12 protein-coding genes and 2 tRNA genes are annotated in these 19,107 nt (G+C 59.6%); 7 read left to right on the top strand and 7 right to left on the bottom strand.

The features are described from left to right. The first annotated feature begins 38 nt into the window (after window positions 1-38). On the top strand, window positions 39-1,739 hold the full coding sequence (locus CENROD_RS13860) for a hypothetical protein (RefSeq protein ID WP_187292335.1): 1,701 nt from the start codon (window positions 39-41) through the stop codon (window positions 1,737-1,739). 35 nt (window positions 1,740-1,774) lie between these two features. On the opposite strand, the gene hpnC is transcribed toward CENROD_RS13860, so the two are convergent. The 4 genes from hpnC to CENROD_RS04500 all read right to left on the bottom strand — a co-directional run bounded on the left by hpnC (window position 1,775) and on the right by CENROD_RS04500 (window position 6,448). Further along, the gene (hpnC, locus tag CENROD_RS04485) at window positions 1,775-2,653 is read right to left on the bottom strand and encodes a squalene synthase HpnC (protein ID WP_022771922.1); all 879 of its coding nucleotides are present in this window, start codon (window positions 2,651-2,653) and stop codon (window positions 1,775-1,777) included. Between the two features lie 231 nt (window positions 2,654-2,884). Beyond that, the gene (gene ligA, locus CENROD_RS04490) at window positions 2,885-5,041 is read right to left on the bottom strand and encodes an NAD-dependent DNA ligase LigA (RefSeq protein WP_041194086.1); all 2,157 of its coding nucleotides are present in this window, start codon (window positions 5,039-5,041) and stop codon (window positions 2,885-2,887) included. An 81-nt stretch (window positions 5,042-5,122) separates the two neighbouring features. After that, entirely contained in the window at window positions 5,123-6,217 is a 1,095-nt protein-coding gene (ychF, locus tag CENROD_RS04495) for a redox-regulated ATPase YchF (protein WP_022771924.1), read from the bottom strand. Window positions 6,218-6,371: 154 nt separating this feature from the next. Continuing rightward, window positions 6,372-6,448 (bottom strand) — tRNA-Pro (locus tag CENROD_RS04500). 253 nt (window positions 6,449-6,701) lie between these two features. Between CENROD_RS04500 and CENROD_RS04505 the strand changes: the two genes are divergently transcribed. Together CENROD_RS04505 and CENROD_RS04510 are read left to right on the top strand one after the other, a co-directional pair. After that, complete coding sequence (locus CENROD_RS04505) at window positions 6,702-7,595, top strand: Rpn family recombination-promoting nuclease/putative transposase (protein WP_022771925.1); 894 nt, start codon at window positions 6,702-6,704, stop codon at window positions 7,593-7,595. 90 nt (window positions 7,596-7,685) lie between these two features. Further along, window positions 7,686-9,371, top strand: coding sequence for an electron transfer flavoprotein-ubiquinone oxidoreductase (locus CENROD_RS04510; RefSeq protein WP_022771926.1), 1,686 nt, complete (start codon window positions 7,686-7,688; stop codon window positions 9,369-9,371). 75 nt (window positions 9,372-9,446) lie between these two features. Here CENROD_RS04510 and icd read toward each other — a convergent pair whose 3' ends face one another. Further along, on the bottom strand, window positions 9,447-10,700 hold the full coding sequence (icd, locus tag CENROD_RS04515; protein ID WP_022771927.1) for an NADP-dependent isocitrate dehydrogenase: 1,254 nt from the start codon (window positions 10,698-10,700) through the stop codon (window positions 9,447-9,449). A 261-nt stretch (window positions 10,701-10,961) separates the two neighbouring features. Here icd and CENROD_RS04520 point away from each other — a divergent pair, with 261 nt between their 5' ends. The 3 genes from CENROD_RS04520 (at window position 10,962) to aroC (ending at window position 17,110) form a co-directional block, all read left to right on the top strand. Then, window positions 10,962-11,168 carry a hypothetical protein gene (locus tag CENROD_RS04520; protein WP_022771928.1) on the top strand — a complete coding sequence of 69 codons (207 nt, stop codon included), beginning with the start codon at window positions 10,962-10,964 and terminating at the stop codon, window positions 11,166-11,168. Between the two features lie 490 nt (window positions 11,169-11,658). Then, on the top strand, window positions 11,659-15,960 hold the full coding sequence (locus tag CENROD_RS12405; RefSeq protein WP_022771930.1) for a PAS domain S-box protein: 4,302 nt from the start codon (window positions 11,659-11,661) through the stop codon (window positions 15,958-15,960). Between the two features lie 31 nt (window positions 15,961-15,991). After that, window positions 15,992-17,110 (top strand): chorismate synthase, encoded by a 1,119-nt coding sequence (aroC, locus tag CENROD_RS04530; protein WP_022771931.1) that lies wholly within the window; start codon window positions 15,992-15,994, stop codon window positions 17,108-17,110. 173 nt (window positions 17,111-17,283) lie between these two features. Here aroC and CENROD_RS04535 read toward each other — a convergent pair. Beyond that, window positions 17,284-17,359: transfer RNA gene (locus CENROD_RS04535), tRNA-His, on the bottom strand. A gap of 175 nt (window positions 17,360-17,534) precedes the next feature. Here CENROD_RS04535 and CENROD_RS04540 point away from each other — a divergent pair. Further along, window positions 17,535-18,320: a peptidylprolyl isomerase gene (locus tag CENROD_RS04540; protein ID WP_022771933.1), complete on the top strand. Its 786-nt coding sequence runs from the start codon at window positions 17,535-17,537 to the stop codon at window positions 18,318-18,320. On the opposite strand, the gene CENROD_RS04545 is transcribed toward CENROD_RS04540, so the two are convergent. Next, window positions 18,273-19,076, bottom strand: a complete 804-nt coding sequence (locus CENROD_RS04545) for an acetyltransferase domain-containing protein (RefSeq protein ID WP_022771934.1) — start codon at window positions 19,074-19,076, stop codon at window positions 18,273-18,275. The two genes, CENROD_RS04540 and CENROD_RS04545, sit on opposite strands and share 48 nt — an antisense overlap. Between the last annotated feature and the right edge of the window lie 31 nt (window positions 19,077-19,107).

Consider the following 19,107-nt stretch of genomic DNA (forward strand, 5'->3'; position numbering starts at 1 on the left):
CACTTTTTTCGATTTTTTCGACCTCAGGAGTATTAACCGTGACGTTCTCTCTCTCTTCTCCCACGCAAGTTTCCCGCCCCATGCGCACTGTTGCACTATCCGCCATCGCTGCTGCTGCATTGGCCACGGTGGCCGCCCTTTCCGGCTGCGGTGGCGGTGGATCGGGCCGAGCCATTCACGTCGTCAACGCGGGTAACAGCCCCTTTGTCGGGGTGGCAATGACAGCATCTTGCAGCAACGGGGATACGGGTTCCGCGACCATAGGCGAGCAGACTCCAGGTGAAGGGACGATTTGGGTTCCGGTCACTTGCACGGAACCTGTGCAGCTCAAGGCTACTGGCAAGGGCAAGATGCGGCCATTGGGCGCCAAGGCCGATGGCACGCAGGATGTGGCCTATAACCCCGCCATCAATCTGCCTATTGCCAGTTACTTGGAAAAACTGCCGACTGAAGAAGAAAGCGTAACGGCGAATCCGGTGTCTACCGTTGTGCAGGCTTTGGTGACCCAAGGGTTGACGGTCGAAGCAGCCCGCACAAAAGTGGAAACGGTATTGGGCATGAATACCGGTGATGCGCAAAAAGATTACCTCGACCCCGATGTCGCGGAAGCATCGGCCAGACTGGTTGCCGTAGCAGCGCTGGCTACGCAGCAGCTCGCGCAGTCGGTTCCCGAAAAACTTGGCGAATCGTTGGTTACCGCGATGGCTGCAGTGGTGGGTAGCCCCACCAGCGTCCAATCTACCCAGAACATTGCCTCGGCCATCTATACCAACCTCAAGCTAACTGGGGCACTGCCTCCCGATGCCATTGCTGCTATCGATACAGATGCCATCTTGGTCTACAACGCCGTTGCAAAAACCAATGAGGGCGGCGAAGCGACCCTGGATGCAGTCAACAAAGAACTGGCGGCCGATTCCAACGCGCAGTTCCATTTGGCAGCCGTGAACAAAACCTATGCTGTCTTAGAGCAGACGGAGGCAATCCTTGCCAAGGACACTGCAAAAGCTGCTGCCTTGCAGCAAGACATAGCGAAGCTCGATGAAACTTTGCAGTCTCCCCCTTCTGTGGCCATGACCAGCACCACATCGACCACGACCACCACTGCCAAACCTACGACTACAACCAAAGCCCCAACCACCACAACCGCTGCGGCTACAACTACAACCAAAGCCCCAACCACCACAACCGCTGCGGCTACAACTACAACCAAAGCCCCAACCACCACAACCGCTGCGGCTACAACTACAACCCAAGCCTCAACCACCACAACCGCTGCGGCTACAACTACAACCAAAGCCCCAACCACCACAACCGCTGCGGCTACAACTACAACCAAAGCCCCAACCACCACAACCGCTGCGGCTACAACTACAACCAAAGCCCCAACCACCACAACCGCTGCGGCTACAACTACAACCCAAGCCCCAACCACCACAACCGCTGCGGCTACAACTACAACCCAAGCCCCAACCACCACAACCGCTGCGGCTACAACTACAACCCAAGCCTCAACCACCACAACCGCTGCGGCTACAACTACAACCCAAGCCCCAACCACCACAACCGCTGCGGCTACAACTACAACCCAAGCCCCAACCACCACAACCGCTGCGGCTACGACTACGACCGGAGCCACAACCACAACAACTGCGTCCGTAACAACTACAACACAGCTTCCCCTTTGTGATCCTTTGGATCCCCCTCCCGCACCCGGGCAAACCGCCACTTGCCGTCAATAACCAATCGGTTTGTGCTTCTAAACCCCCGCTGGCCCCTAGGCCAACGGGGGTTTTTTCATTCCCCAGGCCCTGCCCAGTATGACGGGCACGTCCCACGCTGTGAGCACAGGGCGGATACGCCAGCTCATGCATCCCATGGCCTCAATCTTGTCTAGGATGCGCAGGCCCCCTTGCACCACGCAGCGCAATTCCCAGCCGATGCGCCCCGGTAGCCTGTGGCATAGCGGGCTGCCTGCATCCATCATGTGGCGCGCCTCCTGCACATAGGCTGCGACCATGCATGCGGCGGCGACGCTATCGCTGTCGGGGGCCAAGTCGGCGTCGGTCACGCCAAAACGATCCATCGCAGCAGCGGTGGGGTACCACCGCCCACGTGCGATGTCGACGCGCAAATCCTGCCAGAAATTGATGCATTGCAACGCAGTGCAAATCTGGTCGCTTTGCTGCAATGCGTCCAGTTCCTCCACCCGGTACAGGTGCAACAACAGCCTGCCAATCGGGTTCGCAGACCGGGCGCAATAGTGCAACAACTCCGCATCGTCGGCATACCTGCGCCCCGTCGCGGTGTAGACCACGTCTTGCTCGAAGGCATCTAGCAAGGCATGGAAGGGCGCTACGGGGATGGCCCCGCTACCCAACAACGGCGCAAGCGCCGCCCATACCTGCTGCCAGCGCCCGCCGGGGGGGGAACCGGTTGCTGTGACTTCCAAGGCCGCACGGTAGGCGGCCAGATTGGCCAGGCGTTCCCTGGATGCGCACGCGCCCTCGTCGGCCAGATCGTCCGCAGTGCGCGCAAAGTGGTAGATCGCCCGGATTGCTGGGCGCAGGGAACGGGGGCAAAGCCACGACGCAACGGGGAAGTTCTCGTAGTGCTGGATTGCAGGGGCCTGCTCGGTTGGGGATGGGGCAGCCATCGTGAAGCAACAAATACAGAAGCTCTAGACGGATTTCAGGCCATTGCAGGTGGGAATGCGGAAGCCACCGTGAAAAATGGAGAAAAAAGGGAACAACTGCTGCCCCAGCACTGCGGTTCTGATCACACTGGTGCCAAGGCACTGTTCTTCTGATCAAACCACTGCCCAAGCACTGTGTTGTTGCACATTGTGGGAGCCTATTGGCTTGTTTGCATTTTCCCCAATCGGCGTCTACACCAACGTCTTTTGCATCAAGGTTCCCGACTCGTCGGCCTGCTCCGCACCCATGCCCAGCATCGCCAAAAATTCGGCTTCGTCGATCACCCGGACGCCCAGCGAATGCGCCTTGGCGAGCTTGGAACCGGGGTTCTCCCCAGCCAACACAAAGTGCGTGCGCTGGCTTACCGAGCTTGATGCCTTGCCGCCTGCGGCTTCGATGCGGGCGTGCGCGTCTTCCCTGCTCAGGGTAGGCAGCGTTCCCGTCACTACGACTGTCTTTCCCTGCAAAGGCAGGGCTTGTGCTTGCACCGGCGCGCCCTCTTCCCACGTCAGCCCACACGCCCGCAGCGCCTGCACTACGGTCAGGTTGTGGTGTTCGTCGAAAAACGCTCGCACGCTCCGGGCCACGGTAGGCCCCACGTCGTCAACAGCCTGCAACTGCTCTACGGTGGCACGCAATATCGCATCCAGCCCGCCGAAGTGCCGAGCCAAGGCTTTGGCCGTCGATTCGCCGACATGGCGAATGCCCAGGCCGTACAAAAACCGCGCCAAGGTCGTCCGCTTCGACCCTTCGATGGCCGTGCGCAAATTCGATGCCGAGAGTTCCGCCATGCGTTCGAGTCCGCACAGGGTGTCCAGATCGAGGCGGTACACGTCTGGCAAGGTGCGCACAAGGTCCCGATCCACGAGCTGGTCGATGAGCTTGTCGCCCAGCCCGTCGATGTCGAGCGCACGCTTTTGCGCCCAATGCGCCAGCGCTTGCTTGCGCTGCGCGCTGCAATGCAGGCCGCCGGAACAACGGTGATCGACTTCCCCGTCCTCGCGCACCACGTGCGAGGCACACACGGGGCACAGCACCGGCATGCGGAACGGGTTGGCACCCCGTTCGCATGATGCCTCTGCCGGGTCATCAAGGACGACATAAGCCACTTCGGGGATAACGTCCCCCGCCCTGCGCACAACGACGCGATCGCCGACCCGCACATCCTTGCGCAGTACTTCGTCTTCGTTGTGCAGGCTGGCATTGGTGACTGTCGCACCGCCGACGAACACCGGCGCCAAACGCGCAACGGGGGTGAGCTTGCCTGTGCGCCCCACCTGTACGTCGATGGCCTGCACTGTCGTGATCTGCTCCTGGGCAGGGAATTTGTGCGCCACGGCCCAACGGGGTTCGCGGGTCAGGTACCCCAGCCGCTCTTGCAACGCCAGCGCATCGACCTTGTAGACCACGCCGTCGATGTCGAAGTCGAGCGCATCGCGTAGCACACCCAACTCTTGGTAGCGCGCAGCCAGCTCGCCATGCCCATGGGCACGCTGCACCAACGTGGATACCAGGAACCCCCAGCCCCGCAGCACTTGCAGCAGTTCCCACTGGCTGGTACATCCCGCCCAAAAAACGGGGGAAACCTCGCCTACCCCATAGGCAAAAAAACTCAATCGGCGCGATGCAGCGATCGCGGGGTCGAGCTGGCGCACGGCACCGGCAGCGGCATTGCGGGGGTTGACGAACACCTTGGCGCCGTGGGTTCCCGCAGCGGATTCCTGCTGCGCGCGGGCATTGAGTTCGCGGAATACGCTGCGCCGCAGGTAGACCTCGCCACGCACTTCGAGTACTTCCGGCACTTCTTGCACTTCCGCCCCCTCCGCCATAGGCTGCGGGGCAACGGCCAGCCGCAAGGGAATCTGCCGGATCGTGCGAATGGTGTGCGTGACATCTTCCCCCATCTCCCCGTCTCCGCGCGTGGCGGCTTGTACGAGCACTCCATGCTCGTACCGCAGGTTGATGGCCAGTCCATCGAATTTGGGTTCGACCATGTAGACCACTGGCGGGTCGGCATCGCTCAGGCCCAGTTCCTTGCGAATACGGAGATCGAACTGCGCCGCACCCATCGGGGTGGTGTCGGTTTCGGTGCGGATGCTGCGCATGGGCACGCGATGCCGCACCTGCCCAAAGCCTTCCAGCGGCTTGCCACCGATACGCTGGGTGGGGGAATCCGGGCTGACCCACTGGGGGTGCGCTGTTTCCAACGCTGCCAATTCCGCGTAGAGCCGGTCGTATTCAGCGTCGGGGACGATGGGGTCGTCCAACACGTAATACCGGTGCGCATGGTCTTGCAGCACCGCACGCAATCGCTCGATCCGTGCTGCGAAGTCTGGGGTATCGCCCATGGTGCGGTCGTCTCTCTGCACGACAGGAGTCAGGAGCGTAGGGTAGGTAAACCGGTGTGAGTTTTCCATCAAAACCAACACTTACCCCGTGAACAAAAAGTTCAGCACGTCGCCATCACGCACGATGTATTCCTTGCCTTCGGCGCGCATCTTGCCCGCAGTCTTCGCTCCAACTTCACCCCGGTTGGCGGTGAAGTCCTCAAAGGCAATCGTCTGCGCACGGATGAAGCCTTTTTCAAAGTCGGTGTGGATCACCCCGGCGGCTTGCGGTGCGGTGTCACCGACGTGGATCGTCCACGCACGCACTTCCTTGATCCCCGCAGTGAAATAGGTCTGCAACCCCAGCAACTGGTACGCACCACGGATCAGACGATGCAGCCCAGGTTCGTGCAAGCCCATGCTTTCCAAAAACACCAGCCGGTCTTCCACGCTCATCTCCGCCATGTCGGCTTCGATCTTGGCGCAGATCGGAACAACTGGCGCCCCATGCCGTGCGGCATATTCGCGCAGCCGATCGAGCAAAGGGTTGGCTGCAAAGCCGTCCTCATCGACGTTGGCCACGTACATCGCAGGCTTGGCCGTCAGCAGGAAAAAAGGGCGCAACAGGGCCAGTTCCTCCTTGCTCAGCTCCATCGCACGTACCGGCTTGCCTTCGTCGAGCGCCACCTGGCAGCGCTCCAACACAGGCACCACTAGCGCGGCTTCCTTGTCATGCCCACACTTGGCAGACTTTTGGAAGCGAGCCAGCCCCTTTTCGACGGTGGAAAGATCGGCCAGACATAGCTCGGTCTGGATGACTTCGGCGTCCGAGACGGGATCCACCTTCGCGGCCACGTGTACGACGTTCTCGTCCTCGAAACACCGCACCACGTGGACGATCGCGTCCGTCTCGCGAATGTGGGCCAGAAACTTGTTGCCCAGCCCCTCGCCATTGCTGGCCCCCGCGACGAGGCCGGCAATGTCAACGAACTCGACGACCGCCCGCACAATGCGCTGCGGGTGAACGATCGCAGCAAGTGCGTCGAGCCGGGGGTCCGGCACTTCAACGACCCCGACATTGGGTTCGATCGTGCAGAATGGGTAGTTTTCCGCAGCAATGCCTGCTTGGGTCAAAGCATTGAACAGAGTGGACTTTCCCACATTGGGAAGCCCGACGATGCCGCATCGCAGACTCATAAATTGCCTATCCGAAGTAGAGGATGGATGAGAGATATGGCACGCATCGCACCAGCACTGCGGGCTGCGCGGCCTATGCTACAAAATTCAGAAAAGCGCGCAAAATACCCGAAAAGCCCAAAAAAAATGCGCCCGAGCGGCGCATCGTAAAAAATGGTCGGTGTGAAAGGATTCGAACCTTCGACCCCTTGCACCCCATGCAAGTGCGCTACCAAGCTGCGCCACACACCGAAAGCACTGCATTGTAGCGACTGCCCCTGGGATGGAATCATGGCCACTAGCCCCTGTCTACCTTATGTGCAACACAGTACCGGCGCATCCCGATCCAACAGCGCCGCACATGGCAAACACCATGGCTACGCATCCCTTGCTCTCTTTCCGAATAAATTGGGATTGCTGCAATGGCGCGATTGCAAGATGATGGGAACAAGATAGCACTCTATCCTCTCCCGCACAAATATTTTCATTCTGACTAGATCAACCCATGAAATTCCTCGACGTCAAAACAGACTACGCTTTCAAAAAGGTTTTTGGTAGTGACAACTCCAAAAATATCTTGTTGAGCTTCCTCAATTCCCTCGACTTGTTCCACGGCCTAGGTGTCATCGACGACCTCACCATCGTCGACCCCTACCAAATCCCCCTCATCCAGGGAATGAAAGACACTTTCGTCGATGTACGGGCCACGCTCTCCAACGGCACCTCCGTCATCATCGAAATGCAAGTGCTGAACGTGCCAGGATTCGAGCAGCGCGTTTTGTACAACGCCGCAAAAGCCTACTCTACGCAGTTGATCAAGGGAGACCATTACCACCTCCTCAACCCCGTCGTCGCTTTGACCATCACCGACTTCTTGATGTTCGCAGACTCCGCCGAATACCTGAGTACCTTCCAATTGCTCGAAAAAGACCGGCTGATGCGCTACAACGGGGATATCGAACTCGTCTTCATCGAACTGCCAAAATTCCACAAAACCGAGTCCGAACTGGCCGATGTCGTGGACAAGTGGATCTACTTCATCCAAAATGCAGGCAGCCTGGCCTATATCCCGGAAACCCTCGGCTGCTTGCCAGAACTCTCCCAAGCCTTTTCCATCGCCAACGAGGCTGGCTTATCCCCCGAAGAACTAGCCATGCAAAGCAAGCGCAAAGACTTTATTATCTTGCAAAAAGATTCGATTTCCTTGGCCTATGCCAATGGCATGCAAGAAGGAAAATTAGAAGGAAAAGCAGAAGGAAAAGCAGAAGGAAAAGCTGAGGGAAAATTGGAAGGCAAACTGGAAGTAGCACAACGATTGTTACAACACGGCATGCCTATCCAACAAGTGGCGGACATTGTTGGGCTGGACGTGGACTCATTGCAAACTTCTACCAAATAGGGTGTAGTTGTAGGCTGCTGGCGCTTGCATGGCGGCTCATCACGTACTCTTGGACAATCTACCCCGTTATTACCTCCACGAAGACCCGCCATGCCCTCTACCCCACCCCCCTTGCCTGAACGCGAATCGATGGAATACGACCTCGTCATCGTCGGTGCCGGGCCTGCGGGGCTGGCTGCGGCAATCCGCGCCAAACAAGCTGCGGCGCAGCGTGGGTGCGAGCTCTCCGTCGCCGTGCTCGAAAAGGGGTGCGAGCCGGGGGCACACACACTGTCTGGCGCAGTGCTTGACCCCCGCGCCCTGACGGCGCTGCTGCCAGATTGGAAAGACTGCGGCGCCCCCTTGCACCAGGCCGTGACCGAGGAATCCATGCTATTCCTCGGCGCCCAGTCTGCACGCCGCGTTCCCGACTTCCTGCTGCCCGAATGCAGCCACAACGCGGGCAATTACTTGGTCAGCCTTGGCGCGCTGGTACGGTGGATGGCCAAGCAGGCGGAAGCGCTGGGGGTCGAAATCTACCCCGGCTATGCAGCATCCGAGGTGCTCTATGACCAGTCCGATACAGTGATTGGCGTGGCAACTGGCGATCTGGGCATCGCCAAGGATGGCACCCGCAAGCCCAACTATCAGCGCGGCATGGCATTGCTGGGGCGCTACACCCTGTTTGCCGAAGGATCACGTGGGCATTTGGGCAAGGCGCTGATCTCGCACTACCAACTCGACGCCGGACGCGACCCCCAAGGCTACGCGCTGGGAATCAAAGAGCTATGGGAAGCCCCCCCACAACGCCATCAACCAGGGTTACTCGTACATACCACCGGTTGGCCGCTCGACAACAGCACCTATGGGGGGTGCTTCCTGTATCACCTCGCCGACCGTCGCATCGCTGCGGGGATGATCCTAGGGCTGGACTATCGCAACCCCCATCTCGATCCATTCGAAGAATTCCAGCGGTGGAAAACGCACCCGCAGATCCGCCAGCACTTCGCAGACGAGACTGGCAAAGTCTGCGCACGCAGGCTCTCTTACGGCGCACGCAGCATGACTACCGGCGGGTGGATGTCCCTGCCCCGTACCGTATTCCCCGGCGGGGCGCTGGTGGGATGCGATGCGGGCTTTCTGGATTCCAGCCGCCTCAAGGGCATCCATTCCGCGATGGAATCCGCCATGATGGCGGCTGACGCCGCTGTGGACGCCGTGGCACAAGGGCGGAGCAGCAACTTGCTCAGCGCCTATCCCGAAGCCATCGAGCGCAGCCCGCTACGGCAGGATTTGGAACGTTCCCGCAACTTCAAAACTTGGTTCCAGCGCGGGATGTTGCTCGGAACCTTGATGAACGGGCTAGAACAGCGGGTGCTGCGTGGCTCCATACCGTGGACGATCCACCGCAAAGCCCCGGACCACGCCCGCCTGCGCCCAGCCCAAGAATGCACCCCACCGCAATACCCCAAGCCGGATGGACAGCTCACTTTCGACCGCGCCAGCAGCGTCTTTCTCAGCCGCACGCACCACGAAGAAAATCAGCCCTGCCACCTTCGTCTGCGCAACGCCGACACCCCGGTCACAACCAACCTGCAACGCTACGCAGGCCCGGAAGCCAGGTACTGCCCTGCGCAAGTCTACGAATTCCACACCGATGCATCCGGGCAGACCACGCTGGTCATCAACGCTATCAACTGCCTGCACTGCAAGACCTGCGACATCAAAGACCCCACCCAGAACATCGAGTGGGTCACCCCGGAAGGCGGCGAAGGCCCGCTTTATTTGCAGATGTGAATGGCTGATGTGGATGGCAGATGTGAATGGGCCGACTTTCTATCGGCCCCCCGGTACAGACCCGCCCCGTTCGCCTTACATGCAGTCGATCAGCACCTGCCCGAAGCCCGAGCAGCTCACTTGCGTGGCCCCCGGCATCAGGCGGGCAAAGTCGTAGGTGACTTGCTTGCTCAGGATCGCACGGCCCATCGCGGCGATGATCGTGTCCGCAGCCTCGACCCACCCCATGTGGCGCAGCATCATCTCTGCAGAGAGGATTTCCGAGCCAGGATTGACGTAATCCTTGCCCGCATACTTCGGCGCGGTGCCGTGCGTGGCCTCGAAGCATGCCACCGTATCCGACAGATTGGCCCCGGGCGCAATGCCGATGCCCCCGACCTGCGCGGCCAGCGCGTCCGAGATGTAGTCCCCATTGAGGTTCAGCGTGGCGATGACGCTGTACTCTTCCGGGCGCAACAGAATCTGCTGCAAGAAGGCATCGGCAATGCAATCCTTCACGACGATCTGCCGCCCTGTACGGGGGTTGGGGAATGCGCACCACGGGCCGCCATCAAGCAATTGGGCACCAAACTCCTTGCGGGCCAACGCATACCCCCAGTCTCGGAAAGCGCCTTCCGTGAACTTCATGATGTTGCCCTTGTGGACAAAAGTCACGCTGGGCTTGTCGTTGGCAATGGCGTATTCGATGGCCTTGCGGACAAGGCGCTCGGTACCCTCGCGAGAGACAGGCTTGATCCCGATCCCCGACGTCTGCGGGAAGCGAATCTTGGTCGTTCCCATCTCGTTGCGCAAAAAGTCGATGACGCGCCGAGCCTGCTCGGTTTCCGCTTCGTACTCAATCCCGGCATAAATGTCTTCGGCGTTCTCCCGGAAGATCACCATATTGGTCTTCTGCGGGGCCTTGACCGGGCTGGGCACCCCGTCGAAGTACTGGATGGGGCGCAGGCATACATAGAGGTCAAGCTCTTGGCGCAGCGCGACGTTAAGAGAGCGAATCCCGCCACCGACGGGGGTGGTCAACGGACCTTTGATCGAGACAACGTACTCACGCAGGGCTTGGAGCGTTTCTTGGGGCAGCCAAACGTCCGGGCCATAGACCTTGGTGGACTTTTCACCGGCATAGACCTCCATCCAATGAATTTTGCGAGCACCGGCGTAGGCCTTGGCTACGGCTGCGTCGACGACTCGAATCATCACCGGGGTGATATCTATACCTGTTCCATCTCCTTCGATGAATGGCACGACGGGTTGGTCGGGAACCTGGAGCGAACCATCGTCGCGAACGGTGATTTTTTGGCCCGATGGGGGAACCTGGATATGCTGGTACATGGCGAAAGGTGGAAGTAGTCAGGGGAATTTTTCATTCTAGTTTGCGGCTTTGGCCCACCCATCGACCTCCATCGACCTGTTCCGCTAGCTTGGGTTGGTGTGCATCCGCTGCGCCGCTGCCTTGCCTCCACCCCATGGAAACACCCATAGTTCCCCCGATGGCCTTGTCAACCGAAGGAGGAACCGGCACGTTATGGCCCGGCCTTCCGGCTTTACGGAGGTTTTTCCACTTCAATCTCGTCTTTTTACAAAGGAAACGCAATGAACAAACTGCTCGCCGCTTTGACCGCCGGTCTTTTCGCCGCTGGTGCCTTCGCTACCGAAGCCCCCGCTCCTGCTGCTGCCCCCGCTGCCGATGCCGCCAAGGCAGAAGCCAAAGCCGAAGACAAAGCAGCCAAGCCCGCTAAGAAGGCTGCAAAGAAGGCGGAAAAGGCTGCTGCCAAGGCTTCCGAAGCAGCTACTCACTAATTTGGTGATAACCGGCCATGGCGCCGTGTGCGGAGTGAGTGCGCCAAGCGCCCTCGCACCGCGTTCGTAGCGCCGGGGTGGGCTGGGTTGCGGTAATCACCGCGATCCATGTTCCAGCCTACTAAAGCAGGTTCTTCGACGAAGAACCTGCTTTTTTTTTGCCAGCACGATAGCGCAAACCGCATCGTCTGCAATGTTTGCCCACAGACGACAGTGCCTAAGGTACTGCACTGCATTCCCTGCTTTGCGCTGCTGCCCCTGCCGCCTTGCCATAATCAAGTATCCAATCTGATGCATCGGTGCGGGGTTCCATGTCTGTTTTCCGGCCTCGTTTTGGCCACTCTACAGGCACTATCCACGCCAATGCAGCCAGATTCCGACCACGCTCCCGGTTTCTGCTTCGTCCCCCTGGAATTTCTGCCCATCACTTTGCTGTCGCTCCCGGCTAGATTTCAGCTTGGGTCAGGCTAAATCTGGGCTCGAGTACGCTATGTACGAACAAGTCCAGCCCATCCCCCCCTACTCCTGGCGCTCGCTCCAGACGCGGCTCACTTTGCTGACGCTGGCCGTCTTTTTGCTGAGCATCTGGCTCCTGTCCTTTTTCGCCGGCCGCGCCCTCCACAACGACCTGCGCGAGTTGCTCGGACAACAACAGCAAGCCGACATCACACTCCACGCAGAGGCCATCAACCGCACGATTGCAGAGCGGATTCATACGCTCGAATCCGTCACTCGGCTGATTTCCCCATCGTTGCTACGACGTCCTGCCACGCTGCAAGTCATGCTCGAAGAACGGCCGGCCCTGCCCTTCTTGTTCAACGGGGGGTATTTCGTTACGGATGCCCATGGCATAGCCATCGCTTCGGTGCCCATGAATGCCGCGCGCGTGGGGCTGAACTACGCCGATCGGGAACACATTACGGCTGCGCTGCACGAAGGCAAATCCACCGTCGGCCGCCCCTTGATCAGCAAGACCCTACGACTGCCCATCGTCCCGATGGCTGCACCGATTTGGGACGACCAAGGCACAGTAATTGGCGCGTTTGTCGGGGTGATCGACTTGGCGCGGGCCAATTTCCTCGACCAAGTTATGTCCAGCAACTACGGTACATCGGGGGGATATGTCCTCATCGCCGAGCGTTGGCGGTTGATCGTCACCGCCACGGACAAAACCTTGGTGTACCAATCCCTTCCTCCTGTTGGTGTACAGCCCCAGCTCGACCAGCTCTTGCAGGGTTCCGACGACGCCGTCATCATGGAAGATTTCCATGGCGTGCCTGCCCTGGCAGCGTCCCGCACTATCCCTGCGGCAGACTGGGTACTGGTCGCCACACTCCCCACCGCCGACGCTTTCGCCCCCGCCAACAACCTGACCCGGAACCTTGCATTGGCCACGTTGTTGGCTTCCCTATTCGCCAGCGCAATCACCTGGCTCCTGCTACATCGTCAGCTCCGCCCGGTACACAACGCCTTCCGTGCCCTGTTGGAAGCAGCGCAATCCCGTCGACCACTGTGCTCCCTGCCGCAAACCAGCGATGACGAAGTAGGCCAACTCATCCAGAGCTTCAACTGCCTGTTGCATACCCTGCACCAGCAAGAAATCTCTTTGCACCACAGCGAAACCGCAACGCAGACCCTGGCCACGCGCCTGCACGAGGCGCAACGTATTTCTCAACTGGGAAGTTGGGTACTCGACCATCACACCGACATATTGGAGTGGAGCCCAGAAGTCTTTCGCCTGTTCGAACTCGACCCCGCACGGTTCGTTCCCTCCTACGACGCTTTTTTGCAAGCCATCCACCCCGATGATCGCGAAAGGGTATCCCACACCTACACCGAGGGTCTTGCAACCCAATCCCCATACCAGATCGAACACCGGCTACTGATGCGAGACGGGCGCGTCAAATGGGTGCAGGAGCGGTGCAATACAGAATACGACGCCGTGGGCAACGCGATCCGATCGATCGGCACCGTGCAGGACATCACTGAGCGCAAGCGCGCCGAACTGGCCCTTTGCGACGCCCGCTCCCTGCTTGCAACGGTGCTCGACACCATTCCGATGCGGGTCTTCTGGAAAAACCTGGATCTCGTCTACTTGGGCTGCAACACAGCTTTTGCCCGCGACGCGGGGGAAACCGCTTCGGACGACGTCGTTGGCAAAAACGACTTTCAACTGGGGTGGGCTGCACAAGCCAGCGCGTATCGCCAAGACGACCAAAACATTATTCAGTCCGGCGTACCCAGACTGTTTTACGAAGAACCGCAGTCCACGCCCGATGGCGGGCTGATCTGGCTGCGTACTTCCAAGGTTCCCCTGCGCAATGAATCGGGAGACATATTCGGTGTACTGGGAATCTACGAAGACATTACTGAACGCAAGCGTTCAGAAGACCAGATTCGCATCCTGTCGATGGTTGCGCAACAGACCCTGGAAAAAGTCGTAGTGACCGACTTGGCCGCCAACATCGAATATGTAAATACAGCTTTCGTCCAATCCACCGGATACTGCCGCGAAGAAGTACTCGGGAAAAACCCTCGGCTCCTGCGATCCGGGAAAACCTCCCCTGCGGTGTACCAAGAGATGTGGCACACACTGCTGCAGGGCAAAACATGGAGTGGGGAACTGGTCAACCGCCATAAGGATGGCATGTTCTGTACCGAGTGGGCGACGATCACTCCGCTGCGCAACCACGATGGGATCGTCACCCACTACGTCGCGCTCGAAAACGACGTCACGGAAAAGAGAAAACTCGCCGACGAGCTGACCCAGCACCGTAACCACCTCGAGCACCTCGTCGAAGTCCGCACGACCGAGCTCCATCAGGCCAAGCTGCAAGCCGACGCCGCAAACCATTCCAAATCGGAATTCCTGGCCAACATGAGCCACGAGATCCGCACCCCGATGAACGGCATCATCGGCATGGTCGACATCCTTGATCAGACTGAGCTGACCTCCGAACAAAAAAGAATGCTCGCGACGATCGAGAAATCCTCCAAATCCCTGTTGAACATCCTCAACGACATCCTCGACTTTTCCAAAATCGAGGCGGGCAAACTTGATGTCGAACAAGTGCCTACACCGTTGCGCGAGGTGGTCGAGGATGCGGCCCAGCTCATGCTCAACGTCGCCAGCGGCAAGGACGCGCAAATCTCGCTCTTCATCGACCCCACACTGCCCGAATGGATTCTTTCGGATCCCACGCGACTGCGCCAGATCCTGCTCAACCTGCTAAGCAACGCGCTCAAATTCGTCTCGGGCAAGTCCGGCCACGCGGTCGTCAACGTACAGCCCGTCTTGCGCACGGAAGGCCCCTCCGCGTTGCAAATGTCGATCAGCGACAACGGCATCGGGATGAGCAAGGAAGTGATGGACAAGCTCTTCGAGCCTTTCACCCAGGCCGACAGCAGCACGATGCGCCGTTTTGGCGGAACAGGGCTGGGGCTATCGATCACCCACCGCTTGGTGGAACTACTCCACGGAAAGATCAAAGTGCAAAGCAGCGTGGGGTTTGGCTCCGAATTCACGGTGGAACTACCGTGCCTGGCTTCCGACCCTCCCTTAGGGTGCCAATCGCCCACGCGCCCCGACTTGCAGGGCGTACACGTCCTAGCCGTCACCCGCAACAGGGCACATGTGACGCTCTTCGAGGTCTACCTGCGCAGTGTGGGCGCGACGGTGGCGATGGCTCCCGACTGGGAGGCTGCCCGAGCGCGCCTACAGCTTGGTGGCGCAGACCGATCCCGTACCGTCCTGCTCCTTGATCTGCGCGATGACGGCAACGACGGGCCTGCCCCCGAACTGGAAGCGGACGATCTGCCACGCACCGTTCGCTTGGTGCGCCGAGGACGACATCGTCCCCACCATCAAGACAGCGTCGAAGTGCCCGCGCAACCCCTGCTGTACCACGACTTGCTCCATGCCGTTGCTGTAGCGGCACGCCGCATTCGGGAACCCCGCCCCGGTTCGTCCACGGCATTGCCAGTCCATGCGCCTGCGCTAGCGGATGTAATGCAGTCGGAGCGCCTCGTGCTCGTCGCCGAAGACAACGAAACGAACGGCGAGGTACTCCAGGAGCAGTTGCGCCTATTGGGCTACGCCAGCGAAATTGCCACCGATGGCTTGGCTGCACTGCAACTCTGGCGCACAGGGCGTTTTGGCCTCTTGCTTACCGACTACCACATGCCAGAGATGGATGGTTTCGCACTCACTGCAGAAATTCGCCGCAACGAACCCCCGGGGGTGCATTTGCCCATCATCGCCATCACCGCGAACGCCGTCGCGGGGGAAGCGCAACGCTGCCGGGAACATGGGATGGATGGGTACCTGTGCAAGCCCCTGCGTATCCGGGAACTCAGCGATGTGCTCGCACGGTGGCTTCCGCAGCATCAGTCGCCCGCACCCGTTTTGGAGCCTACCGACAACCATCCCGTGCATGGCCCGGTTTCATGGAGCGCCTCTGCGCTATACGAGATCGTCGGGCCTGATGTCGCTGCCCACCACCGTCTGCTGCGCCGCTTTCTACGCAATGCCCGCGAGCAAGTCGATGCAATCATGAGCACGCAAGGTGACTTGGGTGACTTGACTGTGCGGGCACACACCCTCAAATCGGCGGCCCGCTGCGTTGGTGCGATGGCTTTGGGGACGCTTTGCGCCGCCATCGAAGCTGCAAGCCAAGAATTGCATCGCGACCGCTGCAACGAGCTGGTTGACGAATTGCCTGCTTCGCTGGCCGAAGCAGAAACGCTCATCGGGCTGCATCTCGCCTCTACCGCCCCCCCTCCCCAATCCTGACCGACGCCTTGCCGGAGCACTCCCTGCCACCATGCCTGCAAACACTTTCGGAACCTGCTTTGCCGTGACGAATTTCGGCGAATCCCACGGGCCAGCCATTGGATGCGTGGTCGATGGCTGCCCGCCAGGGTTGGCGCTGAATGTGTCAGACATCCAGCCCGAACTGGATCGCCGCCGCCCGGGAACGCACCGCTACGTCACCCAAAGACAGGAACCCGACACCGTGGAAATCCTGTCCGGGGTCTACGAAGGACACACCACCGGAACGCCAATCTGCCTGCTCCTGCGCAACATGGATCAGCGTAGCCAGGACTATGCGAACGTGGCCCGCACTTTCCGCCCCGGTCACGCCGATTACGTCTACCTGCAAAAGTATGGCCTGCGCGACCCCCGTGGCGGGGGCCGATCCAGCGCCAGACTGACTGCACCGATGGTTGCAGCCGGAGCCATCGCCAAAAAATGGCTGCGCGAACGCCACAGCATAGGGTTCGAGGCCTGCCTGACCCAGATCGGCGAGCTGCCCATCCTCTTCGAAGGCTGGGAACACGCCAGGCACAACCCCTATTTCGCACCCACTTCCGACACTGCGGACATCGAACGCTACCTGGAAGCCCTGCGCAAAAGCGGCGATTCCTGCGGCGCCATCCTGCGGGTGCGGGCCACGGCAGTCCCGGTGGGGCTGGGCGCCCCGCTTTTCGACAAGCTTGATGCCGAGATTGCCTACGCCATGATGGGAATTAACGCCGTCAAAGGGGTGGAAATAGGCGCCGGGTTTGCCAGCGCCGCCCAGCACGGTAGCCAGCATGGGGATGCGATGTACCCCGCAGGGTTTGGCAGCAACAACGCCGGGGGCACGCTAGGGGGCATCACCACGGGACAAAACCTGGAAGTGCGCGTTGCGCTCAAACCCACAAGCTCGATTCTGATTCCCCGCCCGTCTATCGACCTGGATGGCCACCCGACGGAAGTCGTCACCAAAGGCCGCCATGACCCCTGCGTGGGCTTGCGCGCCGCCCCCATTCTGGAGGCCATGCTGGCGCTGGTGGTCATGGATCACGCCCTGCTGCACCGTGCGCAATGCGCCGATGTGCGCTGTGCGCTGGCGCCGATCGCTGGGGCCTTGCCTGGAGAATGGCCTGCATCTGCGTAAGGATGCCGGAACAATGCCGGAACCATGGACTGACGACACATGGGACAACACGTAGAACAACGCAGAATGATGCGTCTCCAAGACGTTGTGCCCTGTACCCCGTATCCCGTACCCTTTAGCCAGACCAGTTTTACCAAAGCACTATGAAAGTCTTTGATAAAAAAAGATATTTTTGGGGTGGTTGATGGGACTCGAACCCACGACGACAGGAATCACAATCCTGGACTCTACCAACTGAGCTACAACCACCGCAAAACGCAGCATTCTAGCGGGCGGCTACGCAATGTATCGTGGTGCCCGGTGTGTATGATCATCGGCTGCATTACCCAAGTGCCGGGCCGCAGAGTGTTGTTCTCTTACGCAGTCGGCTGGGATATGTTCCATTCTTGTTCCGTTCTTTTCTTCCTCCTCTGAAGGGATTTGCATGAAGATGAAATTCGTTGCGGCTGCCGTAGCCGCAGTTGTACTGGGTAGTCTGCATTCTGTGGCCTGGTCCCAAAATGTCGCCGTAGTCAACGGCAAGGCAGTGCCCAAGGCGAAAGTCGATGCACTCAGCCAGCAGATTGCCCGCTCCGGGCGAGAGATTACCCCTGACATCGAAAAGCAAATCAAGGATGAAGTGATCGTCCGGGAAATCTTCATGCAGGAGGCGCAACGCCAAGGCCTGGATGCCACGGAAGACTTTCAGACACAGATCGAGCTGGCCAAGCAAAACATCTTGATCCGCGAACTGTTCGCAAGCTACCAAAAAGCACACCCCGCGACCGAAGAAGAAATCAAGGCGGAATACGACCAGTTCGTCGCCTCCAACTCCGGCAAGGAATACAAGGCCCGGCATATCCTCGTCGAGACTGAAGAACAAGCCAAGTCCATCTTGGCCCAGCTCAAGAAGGGAGCGAAATTCGACGAGCTTGCCAAAAAGTCTAGCAAGGATCCTGGATCGGCAGCGCGGGGCGGAGACCTAGGTTGGTCACCGGCTGGAAACTATGTCGCCGAGTTCTCCCAAGCCATGACCAAGCTCGGCAAGGGCAAGACCAGCGATGCGCCCGTCAAATCGCAATTTGGCTACCACATCATCCGCGTGGACGACGTGCGCGATGCCCAATTGCCCAAGCTCGAAGACATCAAACCCCAGGTCGTACAGCGTCTGATGCAGCGCAAGCTATCCAAATACCAGGATGAATTGCGCGCCAAGGCCAAGATCGAGTAACACGAACAGACAGCCTAGCAAGATGGGCTGGTGGAGCATGTAGTACGACAAGCTCCATCTGCCCAGGAATGCCAGCCCCCGCACCCCGGGCACTTGGGGAACCACGCTGGCAAGGCGCGCAGACACCGTAGGCCGTCTGCCCAGCCAGGAACCTAAGGCCGCTCCCCACCACATCACCCCAAGCCAGGGAAACAGCGGGACGTAGTCTTCCGTGATCGGCTTATGGGTGATCCATCCTAGCCAGTTCCCCAATGGGCTGTGCAGCCATTCCCGCACAGCATCGCTGGCCCATGCCGAGAGGAGTTGTGGTGCCACCCACGCTACGGCTACGACCGCTGCGCCGCACCACCACAGGCGATACCCCCAAGGGATGCTCCACCGCACCAACAAAAGCATGACTGCCATGCCATGGAGCACGCCGAAATAGATCCAACTGTGCGGAAACATCCACCACGAGGACACGCTGACCAGCGCCGCACACCCTGCGATCTGCATCCACCTCCGCCCAAACCGGTTCCAGCCTACTCCCTGCGCATGGGCAATGGCTTGCCCCCAACCCGCACAAAAAAGAAAAAGGCCGACGATGCAGGAACGCTGCACCGTCCACACGGAATCCAGGTAAAAATTTTGATGAAGCAGCCCAAACTGCTGCAAATCGAAGGCCAAATGGTAGGCAGTCATCCAAACCATCGCCGCCCCACGCAGTGCGTCGAGTGCAACGAGTCGGGATGTCGGGATACCAGTGGCAGCAACCATCTCCAGCAAGACTTTGGTGATCCCTCCGGGG

The sequence above is a fragment of the Candidatus Symbiobacter mobilis CR genome (assembly GCF_000477435.1).
In the GTDB taxonomy this organism is placed as follows: Bacteria; Pseudomonadota; Gammaproteobacteria; order Burkholderiales; family Burkholderiaceae_C; genus Rhodoferax; species Rhodoferax mobilis.